21 protein-coding genes and 1 riboswitch are annotated in these 21,445 nt (G+C 69.5%); of the genes, 8 read left to right on the forward strand and 13 right to left on the reverse strand.

The features are described from left to right. Positions 1-4: 4 nt before the first annotated feature. From AC07OX_RS19960 to AC07OX_RS19970, 3 genes are read right to left on the reverse strand one after another with little or no spacing between them, the layout of a single operon-like run. On the reverse strand, positions 5-586 hold the full coding sequence (locus tag AC07OX_RS19960) for a bifunctional adenosylcobinamide kinase/adenosylcobinamide-phosphate guanylyltransferase (RefSeq protein ID WP_159271953.1): 582 nt from the start codon (positions 584-586) through the stop codon (positions 5-7). After that, positions 573-1,970: a cobyrinic acid a,c-diamide synthase CobB gene (locus AC07OX_RS19965; RefSeq protein ID WP_495261644.1), complete on the reverse strand. Its 1,398-nt coding sequence runs from the start codon at positions 1,968-1,970 to the stop codon at positions 573-575. The genes AC07OX_RS19960 and AC07OX_RS19965 overlap by 14 nt, the downstream gene beginning before the upstream one ends. After that, positions 1,955-3,919 carry a TonB-dependent receptor domain-containing protein gene (locus AC07OX_RS19970; protein ID WP_495261645.1) on the reverse strand — a complete coding sequence of 655 codons (1,965 nt, stop codon included), beginning with the start codon at positions 3,917-3,919 and terminating at the stop codon, positions 1,955-1,957. Before AC07OX_RS19970 ends, AC07OX_RS19965 begins: the two co-directional genes overlap by 16 nt. A gap of 72 nt (positions 3,920-3,991) precedes the next feature. Continuing rightward, a riboswitch (cobalamin riboswitch) is annotated at positions 3,992-4,231 on the reverse strand. Positions 4,232-4,364: 133 nt separating this feature from the next. On the opposite strand from AC07OX_RS19970, the gene AC07OX_RS19975 reads away from it, so the two are divergent. The 4 genes from AC07OX_RS19975 to AC07OX_RS19990 all read left to right on the forward strand — a co-directional run bounded on the left by AC07OX_RS19975 (position 4,365) and on the right by AC07OX_RS19990 (position 6,543). After that, positions 4,365-4,592: a hypothetical protein gene (locus tag AC07OX_RS19975; protein WP_056581479.1), complete on the forward strand. Its 228-nt coding sequence runs from the start codon at positions 4,365-4,367 to the stop codon at positions 4,590-4,592. Further along, positions 4,589-4,924, forward strand: a complete 336-nt coding sequence (locus tag AC07OX_RS19980; RefSeq protein ID WP_369647215.1) for a cell division protein ZapA — start codon at positions 4,589-4,591, stop codon at positions 4,922-4,924. Before AC07OX_RS19975 ends, AC07OX_RS19980 begins: the two co-directional genes overlap by 4 nt. A gap of 292 nt (positions 4,925-5,216) precedes the next feature. Further along, positions 5,217-6,044: a sulfite exporter TauE/SafE family protein gene (locus AC07OX_RS19985; RefSeq protein WP_062480530.1), complete on the forward strand. Its 828-nt coding sequence runs from the start codon at positions 5,217-5,219 to the stop codon at positions 6,042-6,044. Positions 6,045-6,117: 73 nt separating this feature from the next. Further along, entirely contained in the window at positions 6,118-6,543 is a 426-nt protein-coding gene (locus AC07OX_RS19990; RefSeq protein WP_062480532.1) for a universal stress protein, read from the forward strand. A gap of 45 nt (positions 6,544-6,588) precedes the next feature. Here AC07OX_RS19990 and AC07OX_RS19995 read toward each other — a convergent pair whose 3' ends face one another. Further along, positions 6,589-7,554, reverse strand: coding sequence for an AraC-like ligand-binding domain-containing protein (locus tag AC07OX_RS19995; protein ID WP_495261646.1), 966 nt, complete (start codon positions 7,552-7,554; stop codon positions 6,589-6,591). 179 nt (positions 7,555-7,733) lie between these two features. Here AC07OX_RS19995 and AC07OX_RS20000 point away from each other — a divergent pair, with 179 nt between their 5' ends. After that, positions 7,734-8,738 carry a carbon-nitrogen hydrolase family protein gene (locus AC07OX_RS20000; protein WP_492695968.1) on the forward strand — a complete coding sequence of 335 codons (1,005 nt, stop codon included), beginning with the start codon at positions 7,734-7,736 and terminating at the stop codon, positions 8,736-8,738. A gap of 20 nt (positions 8,739-8,758) precedes the next feature. After that, positions 8,759-9,823: a phenylacetaldoxime dehydratase family protein gene (locus tag AC07OX_RS20005; protein WP_495261647.1), complete on the forward strand. Its 1,065-nt coding sequence runs from the start codon at positions 8,759-8,761 to the stop codon at positions 9,821-9,823. 21 nt (positions 9,824-9,844) lie between these two features. Here AC07OX_RS20005 and AC07OX_RS20010 read toward each other — a convergent pair whose 3' ends face one another. The 8 genes from AC07OX_RS20010 to AC07OX_RS20045 form a co-directional block, all read right to left on the reverse strand. Continuing rightward, positions 9,845-11,389, reverse strand: a complete 1,545-nt coding sequence (locus AC07OX_RS20010) for a malonate--CoA ligase (protein WP_495261648.1) — start codon at positions 11,387-11,389, stop codon at positions 9,845-9,847. Between the two features lie 27 nt (positions 11,390-11,416). Further along, positions 11,417-12,199: an enoyl-CoA hydratase/isomerase family protein gene (locus tag AC07OX_RS20015; protein ID WP_495261649.1), complete on the reverse strand. Its 783-nt coding sequence runs from the start codon at positions 12,197-12,199 to the stop codon at positions 11,417-11,419. After that, entirely contained in the window at positions 12,196-13,185 is a 990-nt protein-coding gene (locus AC07OX_RS20020) for a Bug family tripartite tricarboxylate transporter substrate binding protein (protein WP_495261650.1), read from the reverse strand. Before AC07OX_RS20020 ends, AC07OX_RS20015 begins: the two co-directional genes overlap by 4 nt. A 93-nt stretch (positions 13,186-13,278) precedes the next feature. Further along, entirely contained in the window at positions 13,279-14,745 is a 1,467-nt protein-coding gene (locus tag AC07OX_RS20025; protein ID WP_495261651.1) for a malonyl-CoA decarboxylase, read from the reverse strand. 40 nt (positions 14,746-14,785) lie between these two features. Next, positions 14,786-15,454, reverse strand: a complete 669-nt coding sequence (locus AC07OX_RS20030) for a GntR family transcriptional regulator (protein ID WP_062480546.1) — start codon at positions 15,452-15,454, stop codon at positions 14,786-14,788. A 190-nt stretch (positions 15,455-15,644) separates the two neighbouring features. Next, positions 15,645-16,475, reverse strand: a complete 831-nt coding sequence (gene lgt / locus AC07OX_RS20035) for a prolipoprotein diacylglyceryl transferase (protein ID WP_492726432.1) — start codon at positions 16,473-16,475, stop codon at positions 15,645-15,647. A 57-nt stretch (positions 16,476-16,532) separates the two neighbouring features. After that, positions 16,533-16,802 carry a hypothetical protein gene (locus AC07OX_RS20040; RefSeq protein WP_390344242.1) on the reverse strand — a complete coding sequence of 90 codons (270 nt, stop codon included), beginning with the start codon at positions 16,800-16,802 and terminating at the stop codon, positions 16,533-16,535. Positions 16,803-16,844: 42 nt separating this feature from the next. Further along, positions 16,845-17,618: an SDR family oxidoreductase gene (locus tag AC07OX_RS20045; RefSeq protein WP_070060483.1), complete on the reverse strand. Its 774-nt coding sequence runs from the start codon at positions 17,616-17,618 to the stop codon at positions 16,845-16,847. Between the two features lie 140 nt (positions 17,619-17,758). Here AC07OX_RS20045 and AC07OX_RS20050 point away from each other — a divergent pair, with 140 nt between their 5' ends. Continuing rightward, positions 17,759-18,697 (forward strand): LysR family transcriptional regulator, encoded by a 939-nt coding sequence (locus tag AC07OX_RS20050; protein ID WP_495261652.1) that lies wholly within the window; start codon positions 17,759-17,761, stop codon positions 18,695-18,697. Between the two features lie 3 nt (positions 18,698-18,700). Here AC07OX_RS20050 and AC07OX_RS20055 read toward each other — a convergent pair whose 3' ends face one another. Further along, the gene (locus tag AC07OX_RS20055; RefSeq protein WP_447743754.1) at positions 18,701-19,642 is read right to left on the reverse strand and encodes a LysR family transcriptional regulator; all 942 of its coding nucleotides are present in this window, start codon (positions 19,640-19,642) and stop codon (positions 18,701-18,703) included. A 105-nt stretch (positions 19,643-19,747) separates the two neighbouring features. On the opposite strand from AC07OX_RS20055, the gene ilvD reads away from it, so the two are divergent. Next, a complete protein-coding gene (ilvD, locus tag AC07OX_RS20060; RefSeq protein ID WP_369632648.1) occupies positions 19,748-21,442 on the forward strand; it encodes a dihydroxy-acid dehydratase in 1,695 nt (564 codons plus the stop codon). The last annotated feature ends 3 nt before the right edge of the window (positions 21,443-21,445 follow it).

Raw genomic sequence — 21,445 nt, forward strand, 5'->3', positions numbered from 1 at the left:
AAGCTCATGCGCCGGGCGCCTTCAGCGTCAGTGGCAGGCCGGCGACCATCAGCGTCGCGCGGTGGCAGGCAGCCGCCACGTCCTGGTTCAGCCGGCCGAGCACGTCGACGAAGGCGCGGGTCTCGCGGCCCAGCGGGATCACGCCCAGCCCGATCTCGTTGCCGACCAGCACCACCGGCCCGCGCGCCTCGCGCAGCGCGATGAGCAGCAGCGTGGCGTGCGCCGAGGGCGTGCGTGTGACCACGGCGGCGCCTTCGGTGCGCAGCGGCATCAGCAGGTTGGTGAGCCATAGCGTGAGGCAGTCGACCACCACGAGCGTGTCGGGCGCGCTCTGCGTGACGATGGCGCGCCCCAGCTCGATCGGCTCCTCGAGGGTCTGCAGACCGGGCACGCGCTCGGCGCGGTCGGCCTGGTGGCGCGCGATGCGCTCGCGCATCTCGTCGTCGTGGGCTTGCGCGGTGGCGATCAGCACCGCGCGACGCGATGCGGGCCCGGAAGCCAACCAGTCGGCCGCGCGCTGTTCGGCGCGGCGCGACTTGCCGCTTTTCTGGCCGCCGAGGATGAATTCGTGCTCAGTGAGGGGCATCGGGGGGCGCCTGTGCGGCGTGGCTGTCGAGTTCGAGGGGCATGGCGCTGAAGAGCCGCGCGGTCGCTTCCGGGCTGGACGCGAACCACGCATGGAAGTAGCTCGCGCGCACGGGGCCGTGCACGTACAGCGCCTCGCCGCCGCGCGTGCCGACGGTGCGCGCGGCGGGCGCGAGCGGCGTCTCGCAGCGCGAGTAGTGGAAGGTGTGGCCGCGCAGGGCATGCGTGCCCAGGTCGAGCTGCTGCGGGCCGAGGCCGGCCAGCCGCTTTTGCATGACGGCCCGCCCCGGCAGCACGCCCCAAAGACGGTGCACGTCGGTTGGCTCGGCGTCGTCGCGCGTGGCGAGTTCGTCGAACAGCGCCATCATGCCGCCGCACTCGGCCCAGATCGGCTTGCCGGCCGTGACGTGGTTGGCGAGCGAGAGCCGCAACCGGTCGCTGGCCGACAGCACGGCCGCATGCAGCTCGGGGTAGCCGCCGGGCAGCCAGGCGGCGTCGCAGGGCGGCAGCGGCTCGTCGGCCAGCGGCGAGAAGAACGCGAGCCGCGCGCCGAGGGCTTCGAGCACCTCGAGGTTGGCCGGGTAGATGAACGAGAACGCCGTGTCGCGCGCGATGGCGATGGTGCGACCCGCCAGCAGCGGCGCGACGGGCGCCGTCGGCGCGGGCTCGAAGCGCACCTGCGGCAGCTGCCCGGGCGCGCGCTGACCCAGCGGCGTGGCGGCGAGCACGTCGGCCGCGGCATCGAGCCGCACCATCGCGTCGCCGAGTTCGGCGGCACCGACCAGCCCCAGGTGGCGTTCGGGCAGCGCGAAATCGGCGCTGCGCGGCAAGGCGCCGAGCCAGTCGCCGGGGTCGCGCAAGGCGTCCTTCAGCATGTCGGCATGGCGCTCGCTGGCCACGCGGTTGGCCAGCACGCCGGCCCAGGGCAGGCCCGGGCGGAAGTTCTGCAGGCCGTAGGCCAGCGCGCCGAAGGTGCCGGTCATGGCCTGGGCGTCGATCACGGCCAGCACCGGCAGGCCCAGGCGCTCGGCCAGTTCGGCCGCGCTGGGCGTACCGTCGAACAGGCCCATCACGCCTTCGACGATCACCAGGTCGGCCTCGCTCGCGGCGGCATGCAGGCGCGCGCGGCAGTCGGCCTCGCCGGTCATCCACAGGTCGAGCGAATGCACCGGCGCGCCGGTGGCCAGCGCGAGCCAGTGCGGATCGAGGAAGTCGGGACCGCACTTGAAGGCCCGCACGCGGCGGCCCTGGCGCACGTGCAGCCGCGCGAGCGCGGCGGCGACTGTGGTCTTGCCCTGCCCCGAGGCCGGCGCGGCCACGAGCACCGCGGCGCAGGTGACAGCTGCGCCGGGCGAAGAGCGGCGGGTGTTTACTGCGGAGTCCACTTGAGTCCGACGTACGCGGTGCGGCCCCCGGTGGCGTAGAGCCGTGCGAACTGGTAGTCCTTGTCGCCCACATTGTCCACGCGCGCCACCAGGTTCAGGTCGCGCATGATCTGCTTGCTGGCCGACAGGTTCAGCAGCGTGTAGCCGCCGAGCTTGACGGTGTTGGCCGCGTCGTCGTAGCGCTTGCCCGAGCTCTGGACCTCGGCGCCCAGCGTCCAGCCGGCGATGCGCCAGTCGGCGCCCAGCGTGCCGTGAGCCCGGGCGCGGCGTGCCAGCAGGTGGTCGGTGGCGAGGTCGCGCGGGTCCTGGTAGTCGAGCGAGGCGCGCAGCGTGACGTCGCCGATGCGGTGGCCGCCCGTGAGCGTCACGCCCTGGTAGCGCGCACGCGCCGTGCTGGCGTAGCAGCCGAACGACGACTGGCAGCCCTTGGCGCTGCCGTCGAACACGATGAGGTTCTGCACGCGGTTGCGGTACAGCACGATGCCGGCCTGCGTGGCGCCGGCGGTGTACTGCAGGCCCAGCTCGACGTTGCGGCTCGATTCGGGTTGCAGGCTCGCCAGGCCGTACTCGCTGAAGCGCTGGTACAGCGTGGGCGCGCGGAACGCGGTGCCGGCCGACACGGTGGCGCGCAGGCTCGGCGTGATCGCGTAGCCGTAGGCGGCGCTGCCGGTGGTCTTGCCGCCGAACTCGCTGTCGTCGTCATGGCGCACATGCAGCTGCAGCGAATGCGGGCCCTTCACATAGCCGTAGCCCAGTGCGGCGGCGTTCTGCGAGCGGTCGCGTGAGAACAGCTTGGCCGAGGTGGTCGGCGCGTTCTCGAGCGCGTCTTCGCGGCGCTCGAGGGTGGCGGTCACCAGGTGCGCGCCGAAACGGAATTCGTTCTGGAACAGGTAGCCGCGCAGGCGGGTCTCGGTGCGGTAGAACGAGGGCTGGGTCTTGTAGACGGTCTGCGAATCGGTCACCTGCAGGCGGGTGCTGTAGATGTCGTTCCACTTGGCCGACCAGGTCAGGCCGGCGGTGCGCAGCTCGTTGGTCGACACGTCGTTGCGGAAGGTGATCGGCGGCCTGGTGCGAAAGCTCACCGACGGGTCGTAGGCCGCTTCGGTGTTGCTGGTGAGCAAGGTGGCGTCGATGCGCTGGTCGGGCGTGATCTGGAAGCCCAGCTTCAGGTTGCCCGAGGTGCTGCGGTAGCCGTCGCGATCGGGGTTGGTGAAGCCGTCTTTGGAGGGCGTGCGCTTGGCGATCGGCTGGATGTTGAAGCCCTTGCTTTCCTCGTGCGCCACGCCGAACGAGTAGTCGAGCAGGCCCGACTTGCCGCTCACGCCGCCTTCGATCCGGCGCAGGCCGTGGCTGCCGAAGCCGATGCCGGCGTAGGGCGACACGCCCTCCTCGCCGCGCTTGGTGAAGAGCTGGATCACGCCGCCCACGGCGTCCGAGCCGTACACCGCGGCAGCCGGGCCGCGCAGCACTTCGATGCGGTCGATCTGCGCGAGCGGAATGCCTTCCCAGCCGGCGCCGCCGGTCGATTGCGAATCGATGCGCACGCCATCGAGGTAGACCGCGGTGAAGCGCGATTCGGCGCCGCGGATGAACACGCTGGTGGCGTTGCCCACGCCGCCGCTGCGCGAGATCTCCATGCCGGGCAGGCGCGCCAGCACGTCGGCCACGCCGGTCGCGCCGCTGCGTTCGATGGTCTTGCGGTCGATGATGGAGACATCGCCCACCAGGTCCGACAGCGCCTGCGGCGTGCGGTTGGCGGTGACGACGGTCTCGTCGAGCGTGGCAGGTGCTGCTGCTGCTGCTGCAGCTGCGACTTGCGCCTGCGCGGCCAGCGGCACCAGGGCCAGGCCGCCGAAGGCCGAGGCCAGGGCGAGCGTCAGCGGCAGGCACGCGGGACGGTTGCGGCGCACGCTGGCGCGGCCGCTGGAGAGGGAAACACAGGAAATCATGGGGTGAACCGAACGAACTTCTATGCCCTGGCCGGCTTCCCCGCCGGCGCCATGGGCGTCATGGCTGCCGATGCGGCAGCCGCCTTGTTGGCCGGTATCCGGGCTGGCAGATCGACCCTTTGCCGCCTTCCCAGGCACCTGTTTCAGGGCGCCCAGTGGCTGGATGGAAAGGGGTGACGCGTTGCGGCGTCGTCTGCTTGACCGTTGCGGGGGCAGCGCAGGCGGCTTCGGCCCCGGGGGGCGTCCACTCCTGCTTCCCGTTGAACTGCGCCGTGCGAACCACGCCGCGAGCACCAACGGGCGAGATTTTAGGCCCACGGGGCGCGCACACCACACCGTGTTTGATCGCGGGCGGCGCAGGCCCCAGAATCTCGGCCACGTCCGGTGCGCGCCCCGCGCGGTGCGCCGGATGTTCCGAATTCCCGGGAAACTACAATCGCCAACCATGCCCGCCTCCAGCCCCATCGACCAGATCGCCGAGCGTGTGGAACGCCTGCTCGTGCGTCACGAAGAGGTGCAGCGCACCAACGCGCTGCTGCAGGAACAGGTCGATGCGCTCACGCGTGAACGCGACGGCCTGAAGTCGCGGCTCGCCGCGGCCCGCACCCGCCTCGATGCCCTGCTCGAACGGCTGCCGGCCGAACCCCCTTCCGAAGATTCCCATCACGCATGAAGCAGATTGAAGTACAGATCATGGGCCAGAGCTATTTGCTCGGCTGTCCCGACGGCGGCGAAGCGCAACTGCGCGAGGCCGTCGACCGCGTGGACGCGGCCATGTGCAAGATCCGCGACGCGGGCAAGGTGAAGGCACGCGACCGCATCGCCGTGCTCGCCTCGCTGAACCTGGCTTTCGATCTCGCGGCCCAGCAGGCCGCTGCTGCCGCCGCACCGGCCCCTGCCGTTGCCGCAGCCACCGAAGAAACCGCCGCCGACACCGACCCGAAGGCCGCCCAGCTCATTCAGAGACTCGATCAGGCCCTGGCGGGCGATGGACATTTGCTCTGAGGGCACGCGGCCCGGCACATCCGGGGCGTAAAATCCGTTTTGTCTGCAGACGTGTCGGGCTTAATATTTCCTTGTTCCAATGCTCTCCGGAGCCGGGCTTGGTACATCGCTTGACGGGCGTGATCATCTCGCGTCAGATGAACCCGAAGTCCTGCTGCCCTCGCCCACCTGAACCCTGGTTCAGGATGCGGGTCCGGCACACCATCTGCAGACACCTTTTCCCGCCACGGCCCCCTGCTTCACCGCACGGGGCCGTTGCTTTTTCAGCCGCTCGTTCTTTCCCCATCCTCCCGTGAACCTCGCTGCCCTGCTCGACCCGCTCCTGATCGCCGAACTCGCCGCGCTCGGCCTGGGCACCGGTTTCCTCGCCGGCCTGCTGGGCATCGGCGGCGGCATGCTGATGGTGCCGTTCATCACGATCATCATGGGCCAGCGCGGCGTGCCGGCCGACCTGGCGGTGAAGATGGCGATCGCGACCTCGATGGCGACGATCATCTTCACGTCGGTGTCCAGCGTGCGCGCGCACCACAAGCGCGGCGCGGTGCGCTGGGACATCGTGCAGCGCCTGGCGCCCGGCATCGTCATCGGCAGCCTCGCGGGCAGCCTGGGCGTGTTCGCGCTGCTCAAGGGCACGGCGCTGGCGATCTTCTTCGCGCTGTTCGTGGGCTTCTCGGCCACGCAGATGTTCCTCGACAAGAAGCCCAAGCCCACGCGCCAGATGCCGGGCACCGGGGGCCAGCTCGCGGCGGGCGGCACCATCGGCTTCATCTCGGGCCTGGTGGGCGCGGGCGGCGGCTTCATCAGCGTGCCGTTCATGACCTGGTGCAACGTGGCGATCCACAACGCGGTGGCGACCAGCGCGGCGCTGGGCTTTCCGATCGCGGTGGCCAACGTGCTGGGCTATGTGCTCAGCGGGCAGTCGGTGCAGGGCCTGCCGGCCGGCGCCTTCGGCTACATCTGGCTGCCCGCGCTCGTGGTGATCGCGGCCTGCAGCGTGTTCACCGCCCCGCTGGGCGCCAGGGCCGCGCACAGCCTGCCGGTGAAGAAGCTCAAGCGCGTGTTCGCGAGCATCCTGTACCTGCTGGCCGCCTACATGCTCTGGAAGGGCCTGCGGGGCTGAGGCATATCAAACACCCCGTGGCTTTCCTGTGCCATCCTATGCGGCACTTGTTCACAGTCGTAGAAGGAAAGCCATGAAAATCCTCATTGCAGTCGACGGTAGCGCCTACACGCAAAAGGCCCTCAATTACCTGCTCGCCAACCGCGCCATGTTCGTGGACGGCCATGAACTGGTGGTGGTCAATGTCTGCACCGGCATCTCCGGCCACGTGGCGCGCCACCTGAGCAAGGAAATCGTCACCGAGTACTACGCCGAGGAAAACGCCAAGGTGCTCGACCCGGTGAAGGCCTGGTTCGCCGAGAAAGGCGTGGCCAACTTCACCGCCGACGCGCGCCACGGCCACGCGGCTGAGGAAATCCTCAAGTCGGCCACCGAATCGAAGGCCGAGCTGATCGTGCTCGGCACGCACGGCCACGGCATCCTGGGCCGCGCGCTGATGGGCTCGGTCGCGACCAAGGTCGTGGCCGAGACCGACATCTCGGTGCTGCTGGTCCAGTAAGAAGACCCGACCGCCCCGGCGACGGCCGCTGCGCCGTGGCCGCGGTCATTGCGGCGAGCGCTGCTGCCGCCATTCGCGCGGCGAACATCCGAAGCGCTCGCGAAACGCGCGGCTGAAGTGCGCCGCGTCGTTGAACCCCCTCCCGTACGCGATCTCTCCCACGGGCCGCCCTGCCAGGCGCGGCTCCAGCAGGTCGCGGCTGCATGCGTCGAGCCGGCGCTCCCAGATGTACTGCGAGGGCGCCAGCGGCTCGCTCTTGAACACGCGGTGGATGTGGCTCACCGACATGCCCAGCTGCGCCGCCAGCGTGCCCACCGACAGCGTCGGATCGGCCAGCTGCTCGTCGATGCGCTGCTTCACGCGCGCGAGGTGGTACGCCGTGAGCTTGCTGAGCGCCGGTGCGTGCGCCGCGGGCAGCGTCTGCAGGCCGGCCACGAGGATGTTCTGCACGCCATGGGCCACCGCCAGCGCCGAGGCCGGCTGCAGCGCGTCGAAGTCCTCGCGCAGCGTGCGGATCATGCCCAGCAGCAGGTGCCCCGCGCCCTCGCGCCCTGACACCGTGGTGGCCGTGAGTGCCTCGGTGTCGCGCAGTTCGCTGCGCAGCCGCTCGCCGGGCAGCTTGAGCACGATCTGCTCGAAGGGCTGGTCGAACAGCAGCTGGTAAGGCCGCGTGCTGTCGTACAGCGCGAAGTCGCCGGCGCCGAGCACCGCGTCGCGCCCGTCCTGGCGCACCACGCCCTGCCCGCGCGCCTGGATGCTCACGAGAAAACAGTCGTCGCTCGACGCCGCGATGTGGCCCGGCGTGCGCATCACCTTCTGCGCCCGCGAGGTCACGACCGACATGCCGAGGCCGGGCAGCGCGTGCTGGCGGATGCTGCCCTCGAAGTCGCCGCCGTCGCCGGTGCGCACCGCGTCGCATTCGAGCTGCACGTAGACATTGCAGATCATGTCGGTCCAGTACGCGAGCCGCTGGTCGCGCGGGACGGCATCGGTGCTGAGCAAGGGGGTCATCGGGGTCCTCGGAAGGCCTTCGCAAGGCACATGCAACGCTGGAACAAGAACGCCGCCAATCCGGGTCAAGGCGTTCCGGCGGCGCGAATTTACGCTTCATGCAACCCGCATGCCACCGCGCAAACCCGGTGCGCACAGTGGGGATTTCGTTACGTTCATTGCCCCCTGGAGAACACCCCATGCCGACCACCGTCCACCCCAAGCTCCGCGTCGCCGCCGTGCAGGCCGCGCCTGTGTTCCTCGACCTCGACGCCACCATCGACAAGACCATCGACCTCATGGCGCAGGCCGCGAAACAGGGCGTGCAGCTCATCGCCTTTCCCGAGACCTGGGTGCCGGGCTACCCGTGGTGGGTCTGGCTCGATTCGCCGGCCTGGGGCATGCAGTTCGTGCAGCGCTACCACGACAACTCGCTGGTCATCGGCTCGCCCGAGTTCGAACGCCTGCAGGCGGCGGCGCGCCAGCACAAGATCTGGCTCTCGCTCGGCTACAGCGAGAAAGCGGCGGGCAGCCTGTACATCGCGCAGGCGCTGATCGACGACCAGGGCCGCACCGTGCAGACGCGCCGCAAGCTCAAGCCGACGCACGTGGAACGCACCGTGTTCGGCGAAGGCGACGGCGCCGACCTGCACGTGGTCCAGACGCCGCTGGGCAACATCGGCTCGCTGTGTTGCTGGGAGCACCTGCAGCCGCTGAGCAAGTACGCGATGTATGCGCAGAACGAGCAGATCCACTGCGGTGCATGGCCGAGCTTTTCGCTCTACCGCGGCGCGGCCTACGCGCTGGGCCATGAAGTGAACAACGCCGCGAGCCAGGTGTACGCGGTCGAGGGCGGCTGCTTCGTCATCGCGCCCTGCGCCACGGTGTCGAAGGCCATGAGCGAGCTGATGTGCACCGACGACGGCAAGCGACAGATGCTGGGCGTCGGCGGGGGGCATGCGCGCATCTACGGCCCGGACGGTTCGCCACTGGGCACGCCGCTGGCCGAAGACGCCGAGGGCCTGGTGATCGCCGACATCGACCTCGGGATGATCGCGCTCGCCAAGGCGGCGGCCGATCCAAGCGGTCACTATTCGCGGCCCGACGTCACGCAGCTGCTGCTGAACAAGACGCGGCGCACGCCCGTGGTGGTGCAGCTCACGCCGGAGCCCGAGGGCAGCGTGCCCGAGCCGGTGGTGGCCTGAGCGGACCACGGAGCCGCACCATGGAATCGGCCATCCCCGAGCACCTGCGCTGCCCGCGCACCCGCGAGCGCCGCGTGGCAGACGACCACACGCCACCCTACCCCGGCTGGTCGGCGCGCGCGCCCGTGACGACGACCCAGGTCGTGATGGGCTACTTCGGTGTGCAATCGCGCGGCCCGGCGATGCAGGGCCGGGCTTGCGCCGCGCTCCTGAAGATCGCCCGCGACTTCGCCCTGCCCGACGGCCCCGGCCACCACGACCTGGCCCATTGCGTCGACGCCGACGGCTGCGACAACCTGATCGCCATCGCCTGCTGGCGCGATGCGGCGGCGTTCGCGCGCTGGTGTGCCACGCCCGCCATCGAGGCCTGGTGGAACGCCGACGAGCGCTTGCATGAAGGCCTCGGCTACTTCCGAGAAATCGCTTCCCCGCGTGCTGCGCACTTCGAGACCCTGTTCAGCACGCCCGACCGCCTCGAGGGCATCGGCGTGGTGATGGGCGGTGTGAGCGGCGAGCTGCAGGAGCACGGCTACTGGGGGTCGATGCGCGATCGACTCCCGCTCGCGCAGGCCGACGCGCTCGCGCCTTCGGGCACGCGCGCGGTGATCGCCGGCACGCCGGCACCGGGCCAGCGCGTGCGCATCGCGGGCCACACGCACCTCGCGATGATCCGTTCGGGCCAGGAGTGGACCGAGACCACCGGCCAGGAACGCCAGCGCTACCTGGAAGACATGGCCCCGGTGCTGCGCCAAGGCATGGACTTCCTGCGCGACCAGGGCCTGCCCATCGGTTGCTACAGCAACCGCTTCATGCACCACCTCGACGCACACGGCGCGCCGCTGCAGAAGTCTTTCGGCCTGAGCTACTGGCGCTCGCTGGCCGACATGGAGCGCTGGGCCGAGTCGCACCCGACGCACGTCGCGATCTTCGGCAGCTTCATGCGCTATGTGCAGGCGCTGAACTTCGAGCTGCGCCTGCGCCTGTACCACGAGGTGTCGGTGCTGAAGGCCGACGAGCAAAGCTACGAGTACATCAACTGCCACGCGCGCAGCGGGCTGATGAACGGGCTCGCGCCCGCCGCCTGAAGCCCGGGCGCGCGGCGGGGCTCAGACGGCGAACAGCCCCTTGTGCTCCGCACGCAGCAACGCCTTCTGCACCTTGCCCATCGTGTTGCGCGGCAGTTCCGGCACGACGAAGCAGCGCTTGGGGATCTTGAAGTTCGCCAGCTTGGCCTTGAGCTCGGCCACGATGGCGTCGGCGTCGATCGTGGCGCCGCCCTTGGGGATCACGATGGCCACGCCCACCTCGCCGAAGTCGGGGTGCGGCACGCCGATGACGGCGCTTTCGGCCACGCCGGCCATCTCGTTGATGTAGCCCTCGATCTCGGCCGGGTAGACGTTGTAGCCGCCGCTGATGATCAGATCTTTGCTGCGCCCGACGATGGTGATGTAGCCGCGTGCATCGATCTTGCCCACGTCGCCGGTCTTGAAGAAGCCGTCGGCGGTGAACTCTTCCTTGGTCTTCTCGGGCATGCGCCAGTAGCCCGCGAACACGTTGGGGCCCTTCACCTGGATGCCGCCGATCTCGTCGACCGGCAGGTCCTTGCCCTCGTCGTCGCGCACGCGCAGCTGCACGCCGGGCAATGCGAAGCCGACGGTGCCGCCGCGGCGCTCACCCTTCTTCGCGTCGTACGGGTTGGACGTGAGCATGGCGGTCTCGCTCATGCCGTAGCGTTCGAGGATGGTGTGGCCGGTGCGCTCGCGCCATTCGTCAAACGTCTCGATGAGCAGCGGCGCCGAGCCCGCGACGAACAGGCGCATGGTGCGCACCGCCTCGCGCGTGAGGCCCGGCTCGGCCAGCAGGCGCACGTAGAGCGTGGGCACACCCATGAACACCGTGGCCTCGGGCAGCTTGGCGACGATGCGCTTGGGGTCGAACTTCGAGAACCACAGGATCTTGCTGCCGTTGAGCAGCGCACCGTGCAGCGCCACGAACAGGCCGTGCACGTGGAAGATCGGCAGCGCGTGGATCAGCACGTCGCCCTTTGTCCAGCCCCAGTAGTCCTTGAGCACTTCGGCGTTCGACAGCAGGTTGCGGTGCGTGAGCATCGCGCCCTTGCTGCGGCCGGTGGTGCCGCTGGTGTACAGGATGGCGGCGAGGTCGTCGGGCTTCTTGAGCGCCACGGCGTGGCGGTCGCTGCAGCGCGCCGCGGCGTCGAGCAGCGTGCCGGTGCGGTCGTCGTCCAGCGTGAACACGTGGCGCGTGCCGGCCGCCTCGGCGATGGGGCGCACCCAGGCCGCGTTGCGGCCGGTGCACACGACCACGGCGGGCTCGGCGTTGCCGATGAAGTACTCGATCTCGGCGCTCTGGTAGGCCGTGTTGAGCGGCAGGAACACGTAGCCCGCGCGCAAGGTCGCGAGGTACAGCAGCATGGCTTCGACCGATTTCTCGACCTGCACGGCGACGCGCGCGCCCTTCTCGAGCTTCAGGCCGTCGAGCAGGTTGGCGATCATCGCGCTGGCGCGGTCGAGGTCGCGCCACGAGTAGTGCAGGCCGTTCTCGGTCTCGACCGCGATGGCATCGAGGTCGGCGGGAAAGGCGGCGCGCAAGGCGGCGAACAGGTTGGCGTTGGGGGAGGACTTCGTCTTCATCATCTTCGTCATCATCAAACGGCAGGCTCAGGAAGGTCGGAAATTCGGAGGGCGCTTGCCCAGGAAGGCATCGATGCCCTCGCGGTGCTCGGCGGTGTCGGCGTAGTCGTACGCGGTGGCCAGCAGCTGCTGCGCCGCCGCGCCGCCACTCTTCAGGGCGGTGAAGGTGGCCTTGTGCAGGCGCGCGGCCTGCGGCGACAGCGCGGCAATGCGCGCCGCATGCGCCTGCGCGGCGGCCGGCACCTCGGCATCGGGCAGCACATGCAGCAGAAAGCCCGCGTCGTACAGCCGCTGTGCGCCATGCACGCCGGCGGCCAGCAGCATGTCGCGCGCCAGCACGTCGCCGATGGCGCCATGCACCAGCGCGGCTTCGCGCGGCGCCATCGGAAAGCCCAGCTTCGCGATCGGCGCGCCGAACTTCGCCGACGCACCGGCCAGGCGGATGTCGCAGCAGCTGGCGATCTCGACGCCCGCGCCCATGCAGGCGCCTTCGATCTGGGCCACCAGCGGCAGCGGGCAGTCGAGCATCGCCTGCAGCGCGGCCCAGACTTCGTTCTCGTGAAACTCGCGCAGGCTCGCTTCCTCGAAGCGGAACGAGGGGTACTCGGAGATGTCGCCGCCCGCGCAGAAGGCACCGCCCTCCCCGCGCACGACGACGCAGCGCAGCGCGGTGTCGCCGCGCAGGTCGTCGAACACCGCGCGCAGCGCACGCCACATGGCACGCGTCATCGCATTGAGACGCCCCGGGTTCGACAGCGTGACGAGCGCCACGGCGCCTTCGCGGCGCAGCGAGACCTGCCGCTCGGTCATTCGAGCTTGGCGCCCGAGGCCTTCACGACGGTCGCCCATCGCTTGATCTCGGCATTGACGAAGCGGCCGTAGGCGGCGGTGGTGACGTTCGGGATCTCGGAGCCGTTCTGGGCCCAGATGGCTTTCAGCTCGTCGGTGCCCAGCGCCTTCTTCATCGTGTCGATGATCTGCGTCTGCGCTTCGGCCGGCGTGCCCTTGGGCGCCCACAGGCCGTACCAGGTGGTGACGGTGTAGTCGGGCAGCCCGACCTCGGCGGCGCAGGGCACGTCGGGGAACGCGGGGTTGCGCTTGGCACCGGCCACCATGAGCGCCTTGATGCGGCCGCCCTTGATGTGCTGCGCGGAGGAACCCAGGCCGTCGAACATCAGGTCGACGTTGCCCGCGATCAGGTCGGACAGCGCCGGGCCCGCGCCGCGGTACGGGATGTGGGTGATGAAGGTGCCGGTCTGCAGCTTGAACAGCTCACCCGCCAGGTGGTGCGAGGTGCCCGAGCCGGCCGAGCCGTAGTTGAGCTTGCCGGGGTTGCGCTTGGCGGTGGCAATGAGCTCCTGAATGGTCGCGGCCTGCACCCGCTTCGGGTTGACCACCACCACCTGCGGCACGTTGGCCAGCAGCATCAGGGGCACGAAGTCTTTCTCGAGGTCGTAGTCGAGCTTGGGGTAGATCGACGGTGCGATCGCGTGGTGCACGGCGCCCATGAAGAGCGCGTAGCCGTCGGCCGGCAGCTTGGCCGCGATGCTCGCGCCCACGGTGCCGCCGGCGCCGCCGCGGTTGTCGATGACCAGCGTCTGGCCCGCCGCGCGCGCGAACTGCGCCGACAGCGGGCGCGCGAAGGCGTCGGTGCCTCCGCCGGCCGGGAACGGCACCACCATGGTCACGGGCTTGGTCGGCCAGCCCTGGGCACGTGCGCCACCGCACAGGGCCACGGCCCCGGCTGCTGCGGCGACGCGCAGCACATCGCGTCGTTGAAAACTCTGTTGCGTCATCTGTCTCGTCTCCTGTCGTCGTCGTTGTGGATGTTGCCGCCCTCCGGCGGTCAAGGTGCGGGCCGCAGCGCTGCCGCGGCGAAGCGAACGGACTCAGCCTTTTTTGAGGAACAGGCCTTCGATGTCTCCCGAAACCGCGATCTTGCCTTCGGCCAGCCAGCCGCGATGCCGGTCCAGGCGCTTGAGGTCGTACAGGTAGTTGACCATGAGGCCGTACGACTGCTTGAGCCCCTTGGCCGACGGGTCGCCGGCCCAGTTGAGCCGCTCGACGCGCGCGCCGTTGCCCAGGTGGAAGCGCGCCACCGGGTCGGCCGGCGTGCCGTCGACCAGCGTGCGGCCCAGGTACTCGGCGGTGGCCTGCAGCAGCCATTGGCGCAGCGGCGACTTGGCATCGAGCTCGGGCCCCGCGTCGACCGCCGCCAGCAGGCGCTCGGCCGTGGGCGGCACCGAGCCGACGAGCCGGCCGAGTTCGGCTTCGCGCTTCTCGTCCAGGCGCGGCAGCAGCTCGCCGGCGTTCTTGGCGAGCCACGCGCGCAGCCCCGGAATGGGCGACAGCGTGGCGAAGGTCTTCAGGCGCGGCAGCTCGTCCTGCAGGGTCTCGACCACGCGCTTGATGAGCGAGTCGCCGAAGCTCACGCCGCGCAGGCCCGTTTGCGTGTTGCTGATCGAATAGAAGATCGCGGTGGTCGCCTTGGCCGGCTGCACCGGCACGGCGGCCTCGTCGAGCAGCGGCATGATGCCTTCGCTGATGCGGTCGACCAGCGCCACCTCGACAAAGATGAGCGGCTCGTTCGGCAGGCGCGGATGGAAGAAGCCGTAGCAGCGGCGGTCGCTGTCGTCCAGGCGGTTCTTCACGTCGGACCAGCTCTTGATGTCGTGCACCGCCTCGTAGCGGATGAGCTTCTCGATCAGCGACGCCGGCGAGTTCCAGTCGATGCGGCGCAGCTCGAGAAAAGCCACGTCGAACCAGGTGGAAAACAGGTGCTCCAGCTCGGCCTCGAGCGCCAGCAGGCGCTTGTCGGACTTCAGGCACGGCAGCAGGTCGGCGCGCAGGTCGACCAGGAAGCGCATGCCGCCGGGCTCGACCGCGAAGCGCTGCAGCAGCCGCATGCGCGGCGACACCAGCGCGCGGCGCAGGCGCAGCTCGGCCTGCCCTTCGTCGGGGGTGCCGACGGCGCTCTGGTGCTGGTCGCGCGCGCTCTTGAGCTTGCCCGCATCGGCGGCGAAATGCTCGCTCATGAGCGCCCAGTAGTCGCGGCGTTCTTCGGGCGAGGCGCCGGCATAGGCCTGCGCGATGGCATGGGCGCGGCGGCCGCCCTCGACCTCGCTCACGCGCGGATCGATCACGGCCTGCAGCTCGGCCAGCACGCGGCGCAGCGTGCGCGGCGACAGCGCCTCGTCGGCCTTGCGCAGCGTGGCCTGCAGCCGCTCGGCGGTGGTGCGGGCGCTGGGCTTGGGCGTGTGGCGGGCCGGGCCTTTCGTGGCGCCGTTGCTCGCCACAGGAACCTTGGACGATTCGCCCATGCGCAGGCGCGCCTGGAACCACTCGGTCGCACTCATCGATCTGCTCCTGTGCCGTTGGCTGTATGGGCGATGCCTGTCACGGCATCACCCGGGATTTCTGCTGTTGCATCACTTCGCGCAGCGCCTCGCGCTGGCGCGTCATGTGGGTGCGCATGGCGGCGTCGGCGCCTTCGCTGTCGCGCGCCTTGAGCGCCGCGAACACGGCCAGGTGCTCCGACAGGCTCTGGTCGAGCCGCCCCGGCGCGTGCAGCTGCTGCAGCCGCGCCAGCTTCAGGATCTTGCGCAGGTCGCCGATCACCTGGGCCAGCCACTTGTTGTCGGCGAGCTTGATGATCGCCTCGTGAATGATGTGGTTGGTGGCGTAGTAGTCGTTGATGCGCCGCGCCTTGGCGTGGCGCACCAGGCGCTCGTGCAGCGCGTCGAGCTCGTTCAGCTCCGCGTCACTGGCATTGCGCGCGGCCTCGTAGGCGCAGCGCCCTTCGAGCAGCGCGATCACCGGAAAGATTTCGTCGAGGTCGCGCTCGGTCACCTCGTTCACGAAGCAGCCGCGGCGCGGCTCGTGGCGCAGCAGGCCTTCGGCGGTGAGCACCTTCAGCGCCTCGCGCAGCGGCGTGCGCGAGATCGACAGCCGCTCGCACAGGGCCACCTCGTCCACGAAGCTGCCGGGCGACAGCGTGCCGTCGAAGATCTGCTCGCGCAGCGTGGCGGCGACTTCGTCGTGGAGGGAATTGGGGACCAGGCGCATGCGTGAAGGACTCGGAAAGTCGGTGGGCTTTTCGCGTAATTTCCTGTAATTACGCATAATTGTGAGTGCATGGTTAACGCAATGCAAGGGCCGCGCCCTGCCCTTGCGGCCCGGAATTACCCTGAGACAGACGAAAAAAAGCGGCGCGCACCCGAAGGTGCCGCGCCGCGTTGTGCGGGGTGTGGAGAGGTCAGGCGCGCGCGGTGCTGCCCGTCTTGCCGGCGCGGCCGAACCAGAACCACAGCGCAATGCCGCCGATCACCATCGGCACGCTGAGCCACTGGCCCTGGCTCAGGCTGAGCGCGCGCAGGCCCAGGAAATCGTCGGGCTCGCGGAAGTACTCGGCCACGAAGCGCAGCACGCCATAACCGATGAGGAACACGGCGGCCACCTGCCCCTGCTTGCGCTCCTTGCGCGCGTAGAGCCACATCACGACGAACAGCAGCAGCCCTTCGAGCAGGAACTGGTAGACCTGCGACGGATGGCGCGGCAGCATCGAGCCGCTTTGCGGGAACACCATGCCCCAGGGCAGCTCGGGGCTGCTGAAGCGGCCCCACAGCTCGCCGTTGATGAAGTTGCCCACGCGGCCCGCGGCCAGGCCGGTCGGCACGCAGGGCGCGACGAAGTCCATCACCTGCCAGAACGGCCGCGCACGCGAGCGCGCAAACCACACCATGGCGCCGATCACGCCGAGCAGGCCGCCGTGGAAGCTCATGCCGCCCTGCCACACGTACAGGATCTCGAGCGGGTGCGTGAGGTAGTACTCGGGCTTGTAGAACAGGCAGTAGCCGAGCCGGCCACCGACGATCACGCCCATGACGCCCAGGAACAGGATGTCCTCGATGTCCTTGCGTTGCCACACGCCGGCCGTGGCCAGCGAGCGGAACGGCTCGTGGTGCAGGCGGCGCGTGCCCAGAAAATAAAACAGCGCGAAGGCCGCCAGGTAGGTCAGGCCGTACCAGTGGATGGCCACCGGCCCCAGCTGCAAGGCGATGGGATTGATCTGCGGATACATGAGCATCCGACGATTGTGCCGTGGCGCAATGACGCCGCCGCCACGGGGGCATTCAGGGCAATGTCAGCGCCCGAACTTCCACCACAGCAACCCCGCCACCAGGGCCGGCACCGCGAAGACGAACAGGAAGATCGGCAGCTCCTCGGCCACCGAGTACCCGGCCTTGAGCACGCCCACGGCCATGTTGATGCCCGCGCCGACGAACCACGCCGGAATGAACCACTTGGCCGCCGCGGCCAGCGCCATCGACGAGCCGTCGCCCATGAAGCGGCCGGCCAGAAGAAACACCACCAGCAGCGCGAAGCCGCCCCCCATCACCATGACTGTGTGCATCTGCGTTGTCCTCCTGGGCGCATCTTGCCGGATATCGGCGCTTCAGCGCGTGGTGTAGCCACCGTTGGCGAAGATGGTCTGGCCCGTGATCCACCAGCCTTCGGTGACCAGGAAGCGCACGATGGGCGCGATGTCCTCGATGTCGGTGAGGCCCTTCTTCGAGTACTTGCTGAGCGCGGCGGCGCTGCTGTGGTACGCCACGGCCTCGGGGCTTTCCTGGCCGTAGAAGAACGGCGTGTCCATCGGGCCGGGGCCGATCGCGTTCACCGAGATGCCGCGGTCGCCGAACTCCTTGGAGGCCGCGCGCGTGTAGTGCTCCACCGCCGCCTTGGCCGCCGGGTAGATCGCATAGAACGGCGTGTAGGCCGCCAGCAGCGAGCTCACCAGCGTCACGATGCTGCCGCCGTCGGCCAGCGTGCGGCCGGCCTGCTGGATGAAGAAGAAGGCCGCCTTGGCGTTGGCGTCGAAGCTCTTGTCGTAGTCGGCCTCGGTGATGTCCAGGATCGGCTTCTTGATCACCACGCCCGCCGTGTTGATCGCGAGGTCGACCTGGCCGAAGTGCTTCACGGCCTGGTCGAACAGCTTCACGTTGTTCTCGACCACCGCGAGGTCGCCCTGCACCAGCAGCGTGTCGGCGCCCTTGGCCTTCAGCGCGGCGGCCGTCTGCTCGGCCTCGGCGCGCGAGCCGTCGCTGTTGTAGTGGATGGCGATGCCGCGGGCGCCGCCGTCGACCAGCTGGTGGGCGATGAGGGCACCGAGGTTCTTGCCACCGCCGGCGATGACGGCGACCTTGTTCGTGAGCGTGCGTGCGGACATGGATGGATTCCTCTGAGTGAGTGAAAGACCCGGGACGGGATGTGTGACGAGCCGCCAGTCTATTGATCGCCAAGTTGCAGATAAATCATTCATTCAAGGCTAGACTGTTCTGAAAAATACGAGCAATCAGCCCCGCCGACATGGACCGCATCGAACTCCTCCAGGTCTTCCTGCGCGTGGCCGAAACCGGCAGCTTCACGCGCGCCGCCGACCGGCTGGCGCTGCCGCGCGCCACCATCTCGACCGCCATCCAGCAGCTCGAGGCCCGCCTGGGTTCGCGCCTGCTGCACCGCACCACGCGCCGCGTGGGCCTCACGCCCGACGGCGAGGTGCTGCTCGAGCGGGCCCGCGCGCTGGTGGCCGACATGGAAGACATGGAGCAGCAGTTCCAGCCCGCGCACAGCAGCGTGAGCGGCCGGCTCAAGGTCGACGTGCCCAGCCGCATCGCGCGCCTGCTGATCGCGCCGGCGCTGCCCGATTTCTTTGCACGCCACCCGGCGGTCGAGCTCGAGCTGGGCTCCAGCGACCGCGCGGTCGACCTCGTGCTCGAAGGTGTGGACTGCGCCCTGCGCGTCGGCCCGCTCGCCAGCAGCAGCCTCGTGGCCCGGCCGCTGGGGCATTTCACGCTCATCAACTGCGCCAGCCCCGCCTACCTCGCGCGTCACGGCACGCCGCGCACGACGGCCGACCTGCCGCAGCACATGGCGGTCAACTACGCCTCGCCGATCAGCGGCCGGGCCGCGCCCTGGGAGTGGCAAGTGCGCGACGGCGAGACCCAGGTGCTGCGCCTGCGCAGCCAGGTGGCGGCGAACAACGCCGAGACCTACATCGCCTGCGCGCTGGCGGGGCTGGGCCTGATCCAGATCCCGGCCTACGACGTGCGCGAGCACCTCGCGGCCGGCGAGCTGGTGGAAGTGCTGCCCGACGCGCGCGCCGAGCCGCTGCCGGTGCACCTCGTCTACCCGCACCGGCGCAATCTGTCGCGACGGGTGCAGGCTTTCGCGGGATGGCTCGACACGCTGCTGGCGGCCACGCTCGATGCGCCCTCGCCCGCCGGCCGGGCGGCGCGCAGCGCCTGAGCTTTACACCGTCACGCGACCGGCCCGCTCGCGCACGAAGGCCACGAAGCGCGCCAGCGCCGGATGCGCCGCCTGTGCAGGCCACACGAGGCTGGTCTCGCACACTGGCAGCGTCACGCGGCGGCGCCCCACGCCCTTGAACTCGTGGACCTGCCGGTAGACCACGCCCGCGCGCCGGAACTGCATCACGCTGTGCGGCACCCAGGCCGCGCCGATGCCGCCCGACACGAGGTTGACGATGGTCTGCATCTGGATCGCCTCCTGCGCCACCTGCGGCGTGCGCCCGGCCGCGTGGTAGAGGTCGAAGATCGCGTCGTGCAGCGAAGGCACGATGCGGCGCGGAAAGATCACCAGCGGCTCGTCCAGCACCTCGGCCAGCGGCACGGGCCGCGCCTCGGCCAGCCGGTGCTGGGCGGGCAGCGCGAGCACCAGCGGCTCCACCTCGACCGGCAGGCAGGCCAGCCCCGGCGGCGCGGCGCCTGGCGAATGCAGCATCAGGCCGGCGTCGATCTCGCCGCGCGCGAAGGCTTCGAGCTGCACGTCGCCGGTGGCCTCGACCAGCTCCAGCGCCACCTCGGGACACAGCACGCGGAACTCGCGCACCCAGGCCGGCAACTGCTCGAAGCCGACCGTCGAAACGAAGGCGATGCGCACGCGCCCCACCTGCCCCGCCGCCGCCGCGCGCGCCCGCGCCGGCAGCGCCTGGGCACGCGCCAGCAGCTCGCGCACATCGGGCAGCAGCGCCTCGCCGGCCGGCGTGAGCGCCACGCGCCTTCGGGTGCGGTCGAACAGCACCACGCCCAGCGTTTTCTCGAGCTGGGCAATGGCCTGCGTGACCGGCGGCTGCGTCATGTGCAGGCGCAGGGCGGCGCGACCGAAGTGCAGTTCTTCGGCCACAGCCACGAACTGGCGCCAGGCGCGCAGGTCGATGAGGGCTTCATTCATATGCCAAGCATATCAATCCATGCTTCAAATTGGATTGGAACCAATCAATCAGAAGTCCGATACTTGGCGCTCCCCTCACGATCTCCCCACGACAGAAGAGACACCATGGACACCAAGACCATCCAGATCAACCGCCGCAGCGCGAACATCACCGAAGGCAAGAGCCGCGCCCCCAACCGCTCGATGTTCTACGCCATGGGCTACGAGGAAGGCGACTTCAAGAAGCCGATGGTCGGCGTCGCCAACGGCCACAGCACCATCACGCCCTGCAACTCGGGCCTGCAGAAGCTGGCCGACGCGGCCATCGCGGGCATCGAGGAAGCCGGCGGCAACGCGCAGGTGTTCGGCACGCCCACCATCTCCGACGGCATGGCCATGGGCACCGAAGGCATGAAGTACTCGCTCGTGAGCCGCGAGGTCATCTCCGACTGCATCGAGACCTGCGTCGGCGGCCAGTGGATGGACGGCGTGCTGGTGGTCGGCGGTTGCGACAAGAACATGCCCGGCGGCCTCATGGGCATGCTGCGCGCCAACGTGCCGGCGATCTACGTGTACGGCGGCACGATCCTCCCGGGCCGCTACAAGGGCCAGGACCTGAACATCGTGAGCGTGTTCGAGGCCGTGGGCCAGAACGCCGCCGGCAACATGAGCGACGAAGACCTGCACGAGATCGAGAAGCGCGCCATTCCCGGCACGGGCTCGTGCGGCGGCATGTACACGGCCAACACGATGTCGAGCGCGTTCGAGGCGCTGGGCATCTCGCTGCCCTACTCGTCGACCATGGCGAACCCGCACGACGAAAAGGCCAACTCGGCCAAGGAATCGGCCAAGGTGCTGATCGAGGCCATCAAGAAAGACCTGAAGCCGCGCGACATCGTGACCAAGAAGGCCATCGAGAACGCGGTGGCCGTGATCATGGCCACCGGCGGCTCGACCAACGCGGTGCTGCACTTCCTGGCCATCGCGCACGCGGCTGGCGTGGAGTGGTCCATCGACGACTTCGAGCGCATGCGCAAGAAGGTGCCCGTGATCTGCGACCTGAAGCCCTCGGGCAAGTACCTCGCGGTCGACCTGCACCAGGCCGGCGGTATTCCGCAAGTGATGAAGGTGCTGCTCAAGGCCGGCCTGCTGCACGGCGACTGCATCACCATCAGCGGCCAGACCATCGAGGAAGTGCTCAAGGACGTGCCCGACGTGCCGCGTGCCGACCAGGACGTGATCCGCCCGATCGACAACCCGATGTACGAGGAAGGCCACCTCGCCATCCTGAAGGGCAACCTGTCGCCCGAAGGCGCGGTGGCCAAGATCACCGGCCTGAAGAACCCCGTCATCACCGGCCCGGCGCGCGTGTTCGACGACGAGCAGTCGGCGCTGCAGGCCATCCTGGCCGGCAAGATCGTGGCGGGCGACGTGATGGTGCTGCGCTACCTCGGCCCCAAGGGCGGCCCGGGCATGCCGGAAATGCTGGCCCCCACGGGCGCGCTGATCGGCGCGGGCCTGGGCGAAAGCGTCGGCCTCATCACCGACGGCCGCTTCTCGGGCGGCACCTGGGGCATGGTGGTCGGCCACGTCGCACCCGAAGCGGCGGCGGGCGGCACCATCGCGTTCGTCAACGAAGGCGACTCGATCACCATCGACGCGCACGAACTGAAGCTCGAACTCAACGTGCCCGAAGCCGAACTCGCCAAGCGCCGCGAAGGCTGGACGCCGCCGGCCCCGCGCTACACGCGCGGCGTGCAGGCCAAGTTCGCGTTCAATGCCTCGAGCGCGAGCTCGGGCGCGGTGCTCGACAAGTTCTAAGAC

The sequence above is a fragment of the Variovorax sp. GW821-FHT09D07 genome (genome assembly GCF_059416345.1).